Annotated in this window: 9 protein-coding genes and 1 tRNA gene; all 10 read right to left on the bottom strand. The window is 64.5% G+C overall.

Annotated features, from left to right (window positions below):
* Positions 1-154: 154 nt before the first annotated feature.
* The gene (locus tag QXZ94_RS25055) at positions 155-1,549 is read right to left on the bottom strand and encodes a hypothetical protein (RefSeq protein WP_315722873.1); all 1,395 of its coding nucleotides are present in this window, start codon (positions 1,547-1,549) and stop codon (positions 155-157) included.
* A 397-nt stretch (positions 1,550-1,946) separates the two neighbouring features.
* A tRNA-Arg gene (locus tag QXZ94_RS25050) sits at positions 1,947-2,023 on the bottom strand.
* Between the two features lie 97 nt (positions 2,024-2,120).
* Positions 2,121-2,525 carry a YccF domain-containing protein gene (locus tag QXZ94_RS25045; protein WP_172182070.1) on the bottom strand — a complete coding sequence of 135 codons (405 nt, stop codon included), beginning with the start codon at positions 2,523-2,525 and terminating at the stop codon, positions 2,121-2,123.
* 220 nt (positions 2,526-2,745) lie between these two features.
* A complete protein-coding gene (locus QXZ94_RS25040; protein WP_315722870.1) occupies positions 2,746-5,847 on the bottom strand; it encodes an EAL domain-containing protein in 3,102 nt (1,033 codons plus the stop codon).
* Between the two features lie 203 nt (positions 5,848-6,050).
* Entirely contained in the window at positions 6,051-7,121 is a 1,071-nt protein-coding gene (locus tag QXZ94_RS25035; protein ID WP_315722868.1) for a branched-chain amino acid ABC transporter permease, read from the bottom strand.
* Complete coding sequence (locus QXZ94_RS25030; RefSeq protein WP_172132448.1) at positions 7,118-8,128, bottom strand: branched-chain amino acid ABC transporter permease; 1,011 nt, start codon at positions 8,126-8,128, stop codon at positions 7,118-7,120. The genes QXZ94_RS25035 and QXZ94_RS25030 overlap by 4 nt, the downstream gene beginning before the upstream one ends.
* A complete protein-coding gene (locus QXZ94_RS25025) occupies positions 8,125-8,847 on the bottom strand; it encodes an ABC transporter ATP-binding protein (protein ID WP_315722865.1) in 723 nt (240 codons plus the stop codon). The genes QXZ94_RS25030 and QXZ94_RS25025 overlap by 4 nt, the downstream gene beginning before the upstream one ends.
* Positions 8,844-9,608: an ABC transporter ATP-binding protein gene (locus QXZ94_RS25020; protein WP_315722863.1), complete on the bottom strand. Its 765-nt coding sequence runs from the start codon at positions 9,606-9,608 to the stop codon at positions 8,844-8,846. Before QXZ94_RS25020 ends, QXZ94_RS25025 begins: the two co-directional genes overlap by 4 nt.
* Positions 9,609-9,671: 63 nt before the next feature.
* A complete protein-coding gene (locus tag QXZ94_RS25015) occupies positions 9,672-10,865 on the bottom strand; it encodes a substrate-binding domain-containing protein (protein WP_172132445.1) in 1,194 nt (397 codons plus the stop codon).
* Positions 10,866-11,006: 141 nt separating this feature from the next.
* The gene (locus QXZ94_RS25010; protein ID WP_172132444.1) at positions 11,007-12,785 is read right to left on the bottom strand and encodes a putative bifunctional diguanylate cyclase/phosphodiesterase; all 1,779 of its coding nucleotides are present in this window, start codon (positions 12,783-12,785) and stop codon (positions 11,007-11,009) included.
* Positions 12,786-12,815 lie beyond the last annotated feature (30 nt).

Genomic DNA, 12,815 nt, shown 5'->3' with positions numbered 1-12,815 from the left:
ATGCGATCGGCTCCGATGCCGTCCGATAGCGGCCCCTTGCAAAGGTCTGAGGAGAGGCTCTCTCATGGCACGCGGGACAGTCCAATGGATCGTTTCGGCGCTTCCACCTTTCTAACATGTCCGTGAGCCACCGACGCATTGCACCCTCCTGCATTCATGGAACAAGCGACGGTTCGACGTTCGCCGGGCCGGAGAGATCAGTGGCCGATTTAAAAAGAGAGAGTGCCGAGTCGGCTGCAGCCTTGTATTTATCGTACTCCGCCTTTGTCAGCACCTTTGCGTCGGCGACGGTCGTCACGGGCGGGTTTGCATTGCTTGCAGCCACGCGCAGCTTTTCTTCAAGAGCTCTTAAGTCGCCTATGGCCTTGTTCAGCTCGGCCAATGCAGGCGGAGAAACGAGCTTTCCGGCCACATATACCACCTGGCTGAGGCCAAGAACCCCGAGCAGCGTCGCAGGAATCGCAAAGGATGCGAGCTGATTGACTCCGGCGACGAGAAGCGCTCCGCCTACGACAAGGCTGAAAATACAATTCTGGTACCGATAGACGTCGAATTCGCCATCACTGGTGACGATATCTCGCCAACGCGCAGTCTTGCCCTCAGAAAGACCGGCGGGGCCGATCCAATTCCTGCGCGACAGCCAAGCCCAATTCTCATAGTCGAGGCGGTTGCGTTGGACGTCGGTCCCTTTGGCTGCCGTCGAGCCGACCGCGGCGATTCCCAGCAGCAACAAGATCGTCTCGGAAAGCTCGGACAATGCGCCGGTGCGCAGAAGAATGTATAGCAAGAGCGCGAATACGATAATCGAGAAAAACAGGATCTGCAGCTTCGCAAGGCTGCCTTTTCCGTCGGAGCCAGCCGTCAGGAAAACGGGATCAAAATTGCGAATTCCCAACTGGCCGTCCTTTGCGAACGCCCGAGAGGCAAACCAATAAATAAGAACGATGACGATCAAAACCGACGCCGTGCTCCAGAATGAAGAGCTCACCGGAATCGAGAGCTTGGACATGAGCACAGGCGGCTTGTCCGCGTTTGTGTTACACGCATAGATGTAGACCGTGGCGGATTTCCAGAGTCCACCAGCATCGGTAGGCACATCCAGCGTCACCAGCGTGTCGGTGCTGCTGGCAAGCCCGCTGGCAATGTATCGGCTTTTATCAGGAATCTTTGTCGCGGAGACGTAGTCACGTCCACCGAAGATATTGTCCGCCGTAGCGACCTTGCCGTAATAGGTCGCTCCTTCGAGAATCTTTGCCTTCAGGATGAATTCTGTCGTAGTGCCTGCCGGAACAATAGCCGTAGCCGCTATCAGTTGCTGGCCAGCACCGTAAATGAATCTGTTATCGCCGATGCAATCGTCTCCTGGCGACCATGTTGCGGTCTTCGGCTTTGCGGGCTTGGCGTCAACTTGCTTCTGGTCGGGTGCCGTTGTCTCTGCAGGAGCGGCCGGTTTTGGCGGCGGGACGCCGGCATCGTCCGCGGCGAAGGCCGGAGCATTGAAGAGTGCCGAAATCGCGACGGCGAACGATAGCAAGAGAGCGCCCCTCATCGGAGGTCTCCGAAATAGATTTAACAAAGCCTCCACATTAGTTGTAGGACGTCGAAAATCAATCAAAAATTGCCGGATAGCGCGCAATCGTGGAGGTATTCGCCGTTCAAGATGAGAGGTCCGACTCGATCTGGCCGTTAGCGCGACGCTTGTGGCGTCTTGCCAAAATGCGCCTCGCGGGCAGGCCCTTGGACCGGCGCAACCCGTGCAGTGCGACGAAGGGTCCATGAACGCGGCGTTCTGCGAGAGCCTATCTGTGCTTCTCGACGCGACACGGAATTATCGTCGCCTACCCGCGCTGAACTGCCCCAACCCGCGCATCACGTGGTCCGAGCCGGAGGCTTCACGCGAGCACACGCTCATTTGACGATCAATGGCAAAAGCAGCCCAGCGCAACTGGCGCACCCGACACGATTCGAACGTGTGACCTTTGCCTTCGGAGGGCAACGCTCTATCCAGCTGAGCTACGGGTGCGTACGGCCAACCGTTTAACCGATTGGCTCGTGGTCGGCAACGGCCTTGACCGGTTGCCGACGCGGGTCGGGCTGCTCGGGGGGCGGCCGGGCGGCCCTTACGCGGGCACGATGGTCTTGCCGATCGGCCACAGCGCCAGGCCGGCGAGCTTGAGGTGGGCCCAGGCGAAGGGCAGGCCGATGATGGTCACGGCCAGGGCGATCGCGGTGACGAGGTGGCCGAGCGCGAGCCACCAGCCGGCCAGCACGAACCAGATGATGTTGCCGAGCAGGCCGAGCGGGCCGGTGCCGATGTCCTCCATGCCCGTCACCTCGTCGCGGCGAACGGCGCGCGAGCCGAACGGCAGCAGCGTATAGGCGGCGATGTTGAAGGCGGCGCGGGCCCAGGGCAGGCCGACGATGGTGATCGCCATGACGACAGCCGCTACCAGCCAGCCGAACGCCATATAGGCGCCGCCAAGCACGATCCAGAGAACGTTGAGGAGCAATGAGACGGGTTGCATGGGCCACCTTCCTGGTTCCGACGACGCTCATATAGGTGGTCATCGGCCGGGGCCAAAGGCGGCGCACCACAACGTCGCAGGGCGTTGCCGGGGGGACGATTGCTGCAAGGCCGCCGGTGAGATCGTCGTGGTCGCGAACGGCGCACGGCCGTTACCGCCCGCTTCGCGCAGGCCGCACCGCGCGGCGGATGGTCACGCAGCCAGCGGCGGCCGACCGACGTCAGCCGGCGGCCTGCAGGTCCTCCGCGGCGGCGTCCGGCGCGAACAGCTTGCGCAGCTCGGCGGCCGGCTTCGGGGCGCTGAACAGATAGCCCTGCATCTCGGTGCAGCCGAGCTGGCGCAGCGCCGATTGCTGCGCGCCGGTCTCGACGCCCTCGGCCGTGGTCGTCATGTTGCTGGCCGCCGCGATGCTCACCACCGCCTGGATGATTGCCGACGAGCCGCTCGCGCCGAGGTCGTTGACGAAGCAGCGGTCGATCTTGATCTTGTCGAACGGGAAGCGCTTCAGATAGCTGAGCGAGGAATAGCCGGTGCCGAAATCGTCGAGCGCGATGCGCACGCCCATGTCGTGCAGCTGATGCAGGATGCCGAGCGCGACGTCGTCGTCGCTGATCAGCACCGCCTCGGTGATCTCGATCTCCAGCCGCTCGGGGGCGAGGCCCGACGCCGACAGCGCGTTGGCGATCCGCAGCGCCAGCGTGGCGGATTTCAGCTGCACCGGTGACACGTTCACGGCGATGCGGATGTCGGCCGGCCAGCTCGCGGCCTCGAGGCAGGCGGTGCGCATCACCCAGTCGCCGATCTCGTTGATCAGTCCGGTGTCCTCGGCGAGCGGAATGAAGTCGAGCGGCGGCACCATGCCGCGCTCCGGATGGCGCCAGCGCAGCAGCGCCTCGCATCCGGTCATGACGTTCTCGGTGAAGCCGAGCAGCGGCTGATAGTGCAGCTCGAACTGTCCCTCGGTGACCGCGCGACGCAGATCCTGCTGCAGCTGCAGCCTCGCGCGCGCAGTCTCGTCCATCGACGGCTCGAAGAAGCGGAAGGTGCGGCGCCCGCTGGCCTTGGCGGCGTACATCGCAAGGTCTGCATTCTTGGTCAGCAGATCGCGCTCGATGCCGTCCTGCGGCGCCAGCGCGATGCCGATGCTGGCATCGGTCGACAGCTGGTGGCCGAGGCACCGATAGGGCTTGCGGATGGTCTCGAGGATCTCACGCGCCGCGACGATCACCTCGTCTCTGTCCGCGACGGTGGTCAGCAGCACCGCAAACTCGTCGCCGCCGAGGCGGGCGACCATGTCCTCGGGCCCGAGACAGCTTTCGATCCGGCGCGCGATGGTTTTCAGCAGCTCGTCGCCGACATGGTGGCCGAGGGAATCGTTGATGCCCTTGAATTCGTCGACGTCGATGTAGAGCAGGGCGAAGAACGTGCCGTGACGCGCGCGCTCCAGCTCCTCGTCGATGCGCTCGCGGAACAGCACGCGGTTCGGCAGCTCGGTCAGCGCGTCGAAATGGGCGAGATGAGCGATCTTCTCGTCGGCCAGCCGCCGCTCGGTGATGTCCTCGATCACGTTGATCAGGTAGCGCGGCCGGTGCGATTCGTCCTCGACGGTGATGCGGCGCGAGGTGATGTAGCGCAGGCCGAGCGCCGGTGTCTGCCAGGGATGCTCGCCGAGGAAAAGCCCGTCGGCGTGCTCCAGGGCGCGGTCGTCGTCGGCGGTGACCTTTTCGGCCGTGGATCTCGGCAGCAGGTCGAACGCCGTCTTTCCGACGATGCTCTCGCGCGGCAGCCCGAAGCCCTGCTCGGTGGACCGGTTGACCAGCACGTAGCGGCGGTCGCGGACGTCCTTCACCATGATGTGCGAGGGGATGTGATCGATGATCTCGCGCAGGAACGCATGGTTGCGGTCGCGCTCCTGCTCCAGCCTGCGCTGCGCGCTGATGTCCTCGATCGTGGTTACCCACCCGCCGGACGCCAGCGGCTTGTCGATGACGTTGAAGAAGCGGCCAGAGCCTCCCTCCGCGACCATCTGCGACGTGCCGCCCAACGCGGCCCTGTCGATGACGTCGGCGCAGAACTCCGCCACGTCGCCGCTGAAGGCGCCTCGCGCCTTGCAATGGGCGACGACGTCGGCGAGGTGCACGCCAGGCTTGATCACGTCGGGGGACAGGCCGAGCAGATCGATGAAGCGGTGATTGAACATCACGACGCAGGCGTCCGCGTCGAACGAGATCAGGCCCTGAGTCATGTTGTCGAGCGCCGTCTCGACGCGCTGCTTCTCGTCCTCGAGCTGGTGCCTCGCAATCCGGTTCTGCCTCACGATCTGCCGGATCATCAGGCTGAACGTGACCGCAATGACGAGGACGGCGAGCGTGGCGGCGGCGACCAGCAGCACCATCTGCGATCGCCAATCGGCCAGCGCATCATCGACCGTCCTGTTCGCCGCGATGATCAGCGGAAAGCGTCCCACCCTGGCGCCGGCCGCGATCTTCTCCGAATCGTCGATGGGGCTGGTGATCCGGCTCGTCCCCACGCCATCGCCGGGGATCTCCTTCAGCAAGTCGGCATTGCCGAGCCTGGCGCCCATCAGGGCTTCGACATGAGGGTAGCGCGCCAGCATGGCGCCGTCGGTATGGAACAGCGTGATCGACGAGCCCTTGCCGAGCGCCATCGACTCCAGGAATTTCTCATAGGTGTGCGGATCGACCCGGCGGGTCAGCAGGCCGAGGAATTCACCATTCGCTGCGCTCAGGCGATGGGCGACGATCGTCGCCCATCCGCTGGTCACGCGGCTGACGACCGGCGTGATGACAAAGGCATTCGGCTGCGATGCCGATCGAAGATCCTTGAAGTAGGCGCGGTCGGCGACGTTGATCGCCGGCAGCGGGTCGTTCGAGGACCAGTTGACGAAGCTGCCGTCGGCTCCAACGACCGTGAGGTCGCCCATGTAGGACAGGCCGCTGACTTGCGACTGCAGCATCTCGCGGATATCGGGCTGCGACATCCGCGCCCGAAAGTCGTCCGGCGAAGAGATCGATCCCAGCGACATGCGGCGGATGGCGTGCGAGACCGCAGTCTCGGCGTCCTCGAATTGCTGCGCGAAATGCCGGCTCAGCAGCAGCACGGTATTCTCGAGCTCACGCTCGTTGTTGTCGATCGTGCGGGATCGGAAGTCGCTGGCCATGACGATCGTGCCGACGACGATGGCGGCGATCAGCAGCGCGCCGCATGCGATCAGCCACGGCACCGGACCGCGCCAACGGGACGTGCCGATCCGCTCCGGCCCGGTGCGGCCGGCCTCTGACGTGTCTGCTGCGCCTTGCATGCCCTGATCGACCCGGGAGGAAACGACGTGTTGCAATCAGGATTGATAGCAAGGCACTGGTACCGGAGCGGTTAGGAAACGCGGTTATCCGCGGCTTAAGCCAACGGCGAAACTTCGTGGAAAACAATCATTTCAGCATGGGGGTACCGCGCCGCCGCAGCTCTCGCGGCGCAGCTGCGTAGAAATTTAAGCGTATCCGCAGCTCAACGAGCGGCGGGAGGCTTGTTGCGGAGCCGGCCGACCACGCCGGTCGGGAAGAAATAGACGCTGGCGATGAATAGCAGGCCCAGCCACAGCAGCCAGCGGTCGGGGTGCAGGAGGCCCGGCAATAGCGGCAGGCCGGCATCGGTCGCAGCCGTCGAGGCGATGCCCATCAGGGCCTGCAGATAGTTCTGCGCCAGGATGAAGATCGCAGCGCCGATGATCGCGCCATAGATCGTGCCCATGCCGCCGATCACGACCATCAGCAGGATGTCGAGCATGATCGAGAACGCAAGCGACGTGTCGGGTCCGGCGTAGCGCAGCCATAGCGCATTCAGCATGCCCGCGCAGGCCGCGACGGCAGCTGCGATGCAGTTGGCGTAAGTGAGATGAAAGACGGTGCGGTAGCCGAGCGCCTCCGCGCGGAAGCGGTTCTCGCGGATCGCCTGCAGCACGCGACCGAACGGCGAGTTGACGACGCGCAGCAGCGCCAGGATCATTGCCGCGCAGGCCGTCAGCACCAAATAGTAGGTCAGAATGCGGCCGTTGATCGGGAAGCCGAACCACTCCTTGCCGACAAAGACCGTGCCGGGGCGCAAGAGTTCGGGCAGCTGGAAGCTGCGGCCGTCCTCGCCGCCCGTGAGCCACGACAATTGCGAGGCCAGCACCAGGAAGGCGGAGGCGACCGCGAGCGTGATCATGGCAAAGAAGATGGCCTCGACGCGCAGCGAGAACAGGCCGATGGCGAGCGCGAGCAGCAGCGCGAGCGGCAGTCCCGCGGCGACGGCGACCGCCACTGAGGTCCAATTCGGGCCAAGGCCATAGAGCGCGATCGCGATCGCATAGGAGCCGATGCCGTAGAACATCGTGTGCGCGAACGACACCGAGCCGGTGTAGCCGAGCAGCAGATCGTAGGACGCGACCAGCGCCGCGAAGATGCAGATCTTGGCGGCGACGTTGAGCGCCTTGGCGCCTGGGAAGACGAAGGGCGTCGCCAGCAGCGCCAGGATGATGACGACGAGCAGGATCGACAGCGCGCGGCTGCGGGGCGGATCGCCGGACAGGATCATCATCGGCTGGTCACCGCATAGAGGCCGCGCGGCCGCCACATCAGCACGGCGACCATCAGCAGGATGTTGGAAACGAGGGCGAGCTTCGGCACCAGGAAGCCGCCGTAATTGGCGACCATGGCGACCAGGATCGCGCCGATGAAGCAGCCGGTGATCGAGCCGAGGCCGCCGATGATGACGACGATGAAGACCAGAACCGTAAGCTCGTCGCCGATCGAGGCGTGCACCTGCTCGCGATAGAGACCCCACATCACGCCGCCGAGGCCGGCCAGCGCCGATCCGGTCATGAACACGCCGAGGAACAGGCGGCGGATGCGATAGCCGAGCGCCTCCACCATCTCGCGATTTTCGACGCCGGCCCGGATCAGCAGCCCGATCTTGGTCCGGTTCAGCACCAGCTCGATGGCGACGAAGATCGCGAAGCCGAGCAGCATCGCCAGCAGCCGGTATTTCGAGATCACGACGTCGCCGAGGATGAATGAGCCGCGCAACGCCGTCGGCAGCGGCATCGGAATGATCTGTGGTCCGAACAGCGCATACAGCGTCTGCTCGGCGACGATGAGGCCGCCGGTGGTCATGAGGATCTGCTTGAGGTGCTGGCCATAGACCGGCAGCACCAGCACGCGCTCGACGACGAGGCCGAGCGCCCCGGTCACGCCCATCGACAGCAGCGCCGCCGGGACGAGCACCGCGAGATTGGCCAGCAGCGAATCGGCCTGGGCCCAGCTCGCGAGCGGCAGCAGCACCAGTGTTGCGACGTAGGCGCCCACCGCGATGAAGGCGCCGTGGCCGAAATTGAGCACGTCCATCAGGCCGAATACCAAGGTCAGGCCGGACGCCATGATGAAGATCATCATGCCCATCGCAAGGCTCGCCACCGTCAGCGTCACCCAGGAGCTCGCCGATCCCACCAGCGGGATCATCACGATGGCCAGCACGACCGGCAGCAGCAGCGGCGCGATGTCGCGCTTCGGCTTCGGCAGCGCGTCGGTTGCCGCGATCTCGCTCATTGATGCGCCTCCAGGCTGAGGCCGAGCAGGCGCTCCTGCAGCGGCACGTCGGCCGCGAGTGCGGCCATCTCGCCGCGATGGACGATGGTGCCGTTGTCCATCACGAGCACGTGGTCGCCGAGCTCGCGCGCGGCGTGGAAGTTCTGCTCGACCAGCAGGATCGTGGCGCCACGGCGCTTGATCTCCTTCAGGCACTCGATCAGCGACATCACGATCGCCGGCGCAAGCCCCTTGGTCGGCTCGTCGATCAGGAGCAGCTTGCGCGGCTCGACGATGGCGCGGGCGATCGACAGCATCTGCTTCTGCCCGCCGGACAGGCTGCCGGCTCGCGACAGCCAGAACTTCTTCAGCGCCGGGAAGAAGCCGAAGATCCAGGCGAGCTGGGCATCGTCCAGCGGGCCGTTACGTGCCGCCAGCACCAGATTCTCCTTGACCGTGAGGTCGGAGAACACCGCCATGCTTTCGGGCACGTAGCCGACGCCGCGCTGGGCAATGTCGGGCGTCGCGAGCGTCTCGATCGGCTCGCCGGCGAGCGTGATGCTGCCGTTCTTCGCCTGCCACAGCCCCATGATGGTGCGCAAGGTCGTGGTCTTGCCGGCGCCGTTGCGCCCGAGCAGCATCGTGGTCTGGCCTTCCGGAACCTCGAAGTCGACGCCCTGCAGGATGTGATAGCGCCCGATATAGGTTTCGACGCCCGTGAGCTTCAGCAATGCGCTCATGCCGCGCTCCGCGGCGTGACGCCGAGATAGGCTTCCTGCACGATCGGCGAGGCGATCACCTCGGCAGGCTTGCCGTCCGCGACGAGTTGCCCGTTATGCAGGACGATGATGCGGTCGGCGAGCGAGCGGACCACGTCCATCTTGTGCTCGACCAGCAGGATGATCTTGGTCTTGTCCTGCTTGAGCCGACCGATCAGGTCGAGCACGACCGGCACCTCGTCGATGCTCATGCCGGCAGTCGGCTCATCGAACATGAACACCTTCGGCTCGAGCGCCATCATCAGCGCGACCTCGAGCTTGCGCTGGTCGCCATGGGACAGCGTCGTCGCGCTGATCTCGCGGCGACTGCCGAGCGCAACCTGATCGAGGATCGCATCCGCGCGCGCGATCAGATCGCGTCGCGCCATCCACGGGCGGAGCAGATCGTAATGTACGCCGCTGCGCGCCTGGACAGCGAGGCGTACATTCTCCTCGACGCTCAAGTTGGGAAACAGGTTGGTGAGCTGGAACGCGCGGCCCAATCCTGCGCGCGTGCGCAGCGGCGCCGAGAGGTTGGTGATGTCACGGCCATCGAACCAAATGGTGCCGGAGGAGGCGGAGAGCTGGCCGGAGATCAGGTTGAAGTAGGTGGTCTTGCCGGCGCCGTTGGGGCCGACGATTGCGGTCAGCTCACCGGTGCGGAAGCTGCAGCTGACGCTGTTGACTGCGACATGGCCGCCGAAGCGGATGGTGAGGTCGCGGGTTTCGAGAGTGAGGGTCATTGTCGCCAGCGTGGCTTCCAAAGTGGACGTGCCCGGCGCGAAGGCCGGGCACGGATTTCATCGTCAGCGCTTGTTGCGAATCGGGACGCTCATCTCGTCGATCTTGATCTCGCGCACCGGCTCGTTGACGGCCCAGGCGAGGTTCGGATCGACCTTGACGCGGAAGTGATACATGCTTTGCAGCGCCTGATGATCCTCTTTCCGGAAGATCATCTTGCCCTTCGGCGTATCGAACTCCATGCCCTCCATCGCCGCGATCAGCTTCTCGGTGTCGGTCGACTTCGCCTTGGTGACGGCGGTGACGACGGCCATCGCGGCCGAGAAGCCGCCGGCGGTGAAGAAGTCCGGCGGCGCATTGAAGCGCTTCTGGTGCTCGGCCACCAGCCAGTCGTTCACGGGGTTCTTGGGAATGTCGTAATAGTAGTAGGTGGCGCCTTCCATGCCCGGCAACCGCTTGTAGGCGGCCAGCGCCGGCAGGATGTTGCCGCCGGTCGACAGCTCGATGCCGTAGCGCTTCGGGTCCATGTCCTGCAGCTTGGTGAGCGGATCGCCGGCGCCGGCCCAGATCACCCAGATGATCTTCTTGCCCGGCTTGTCCTTCAGCGCGTCGAACAGGCGCTGACCGACGGCGGTGAAGTCGGTGGTGTTGGTGGGCACATATTCCTCGGCGCCGAGCGTGGCGCCGGTCTTGGCCAGTGCTTCCTTGAACGCGGCGACGCCGTCGCGGCCGAAGGCGTAGTCCTGCGCCAGCGTGGCGACCGTGACACCCGGCTTGCCGATCGCGACCGCGTTGGAGATCGCGTCCTGCGAGGAATTGCGGCCGGTGCGGAAGATGTAGCGATTCCACTTCTCGCCGGTGATCTGGTCGGCCACCGCCGGCTCGACGATCAGGATCTTCTTGTTCTCCTCGGCGACCGGCAGGTCGGCGAGTGCCGCGGCCGAGGACGTGGTGCCGATCGCAATGTCGGCGCCGTCATCCTGATACGCCTCCGACAGCGCGGCCTTCGACAGGTCGGGCTTGCCCTGGTCGTCCTTGGTGATGATGACGATCTTGCGACCGTCGATCATGTTGGTGCCCTTGGTGGCATATTCGAAGCCGAGGCGCAGGCCGGCTTCGGTCTGCTTGGCGTAGGCCTCGAGCGGGCCGGTCTTGCCATAGATGAGAGCGATTTTCAGATCGTCGGCCTGGGCGGCGGTGGCCAGCAGGGCTGCAGTCAGTGATGAAACAATGGCTTTGCAAATATGTGACGTTCTCACGAGCCTTCCTCCCAGCTACGGCGGCTGTTGTCTGCAACTGATAGTGTGCAGCCTGAGCCTGGGTCAAGGCGCTTTCGAAGGCAGCGCGGAATCGCTCATACTTTGTGCTGATCCAGGTGCCTCTCCTTGCTCTGTCAGCAATCAGCGCCGATAGCGGCTGCTGCGCGCGTAAGCCTGGCGATTTTCCTGCACAGGGCGACTGGCGAGGCTCATGCGCGCTTCGCTTGCAAGGGGGGTGGCAGGCTTCAATTCCTCGAGAAAGATCGGACGCGAGAAGTAGTAGCCCTGCGCATAGCGGATCTTGGTCGCAGCCTGCAGATAAGCGAGCTCCTCGAACGACTCGATGCCTTCAGCGATCACGGTCATGCCGAGGGCTTCGCTCAGGGATTCGATCGCGCGCAGAATGCCCTGGCTGCGCGGCCGCTTATGGATGTCGGTGATGAAGGAGCGGTCGATCTTGATCTCGTCGGCGGTGATGTCGGCGAGCGCCGACAGCGACGAATAGCCGATGCCGAAATCGTCGATGGAGATGCCGACGCCGATCTCGCGCAGCAGCGGCACGATCTCGTCCTGAAAATGGCTGCGGGTCACGAACGCATCCTCGGTGACCTCGATCATGAACCGCTTGGGAAAGCCGGTCGCCGCGATGGCTCGCGCGAAGGGCTGCATGAAGTCCGGGTTCGATGCCTGCTTGGCCGCGACGTTGATGCTGATCGTCGCCTCGGGTCCGAACGTGTCGTTGATCAGGTCGATCGACTTGACGATCTCGTCCAGCACGAGATGGGCGAGCTCGTCGATGAGGCCGAGCTCGACGGCGAGGTTGATGAAGGAGCCGGGGGCCTGGATCACGCCTTCATTGTCCCGCAGGCGCACCAGCGCCTCGATGCCCTTGATCTCCTCGGTGCGGATGTCGACCTTGGCCTGGAAGGCGCAGCAGAAGCGCTTCTCGAGGATGGCGAGCCGCAGCGACTGCTCGACCTTCATGCGGGCGAGCGCCTCGTGCTCCATCGCGCTCGAGAAGAAGGCCAGCGTGCCCTTGTCGCTGTTCTTGACGCGATACATCGCCAGGTCGGCGTTCTGACGCAGCACGTCGTAGCTGGCGCCGTGCTCGGGAAACAGGCTGACGCCGACCGACGCGGAGGCGAACACCTCCGCACCGTCGATGAAGAACGGCGCGCTCAGGCGGTCCAGCAGAGCCTGGAGGAATTCGGCGACCTCCTCGGCGCGCTCGATCGGATTGAGCAGCAGCAGGAACTCGTCGCCGCTGATGCGCGACAGCAGGTCCGACTCGCGCAGATCGCGGCTGATGCGCTTGGCGAATTCGACCAGCAGCGCGTCGCCGGTGGCGTGACCGTAATAGTCGTTGATGTATTTGAAATTGTCGAGGTCGAGAAAGGCGAGGGCGAAGCGGCCGTCGACGCGGCCGCGGCGGACCAGATGGTCGGCGCGGTGCTCGACCACGCGCCGCATCGGCAGGCCGGTCAGCTCATCATAATAAGCGGCGCGAAACAGCTGATCCTCGAACTCCTTCTGCTCGGTGATGTCGGCCGAGCTCGAGATCAGCACGTTCTGGTCGCCGATGCGGAGCGGCCGATGCGCCGTGAGCAGCGTCTGCGCGCCGCGCTCGCCGGCGATCTTTTCCTCGGCGATCACGGTGCGACCCCGGCCGATGATCTCGCGGCAGGCCGAACGCCTGCCGTTGAGATGCGGCGCCGAGACGCCGTCGGCGCTGTTGGCGGCGGCGCCGAGCTGGACGGCGGCGGTATCGTTAACGAGGAGAAAGCGGCCGTGCTCGTCCTGAACCGTGACGCCCGACGGCAGCTGGCTGAGGATGCTGCGCAGGAAGCGCAGCTCGGCCTCGGTCGCGTCCTGCCCGTTGGGTGCATCGGGGGAAAAGTTGAAACGGTCGCTGCTATACATGCGCCGATTGTGCGAAGTTCCCGCTTCATT

The organism is Bradyrhizobium sp. SZCCHNS2022, assembly GCF_032377575.1.
GTDB lineage: Bacteria > Pseudomonadota > Alphaproteobacteria > Rhizobiales > Xanthobacteraceae > Bradyrhizobium > Bradyrhizobium aeschynomenes.
This window is presented reverse-complemented; position numbering and strand designations above follow the sequence as displayed.

Bases quoted from the DNA above. Each gene is read 5' to 3' on its own strand.
- QXZ94_RS25045 (WP_172182070.1), bottom strand. From the start codon at position 2,525: ATGCAACCCGTCTCATTGCTCCTCAACGTTCTCTGGATCGTGCTTGGC.
- QXZ94_RS25030 (WP_172132448.1), bottom strand. From the start codon at position 8,128: ATGAGCGAGATCGCGGCAACCGACGCGCTGCCGAAGCCGAAGCGCGAC.
- QXZ94_RS25040 (WP_315722870.1), bottom strand. From the start codon at position 5,847: ATGCAAGGCGCAGCAGACACGTCAGAGGCCGGCCGCACCGGGCCGGAG.
- QXZ94_RS25055 (WP_315722873.1), bottom strand. From the start codon at position 1,549: ATGAGGGGCGCTCTCTTGCTATCGTTCGCCGTCGCGATTTCGGCACTC.
- QXZ94_RS25020 (WP_315722863.1), bottom strand. From the start codon at position 9,608: ATGACCCTCACTCTCGAAACCCGCGACCTCACCATCCGCTTCGGCGGC.
- QXZ94_RS25025 (WP_315722865.1), bottom strand. From the start codon at position 8,847: ATGAGCGCATTGCTGAAGCTCACGGGCGTCGAAACCTATATCGGGCGC.
- QXZ94_RS25035 (WP_315722868.1), bottom strand. From the start codon at position 7,121: ATGATGATCCTGTCCGGCGATCCGCCCCGCAGCCGCGCGCTGTCGATC.
- QXZ94_RS25010 (WP_172132444.1), bottom strand. From the start codon at position 12,785: ATGTATAGCAGCGACCGTTTCAACTTTTCCCCCGATGCACCCAACGGG.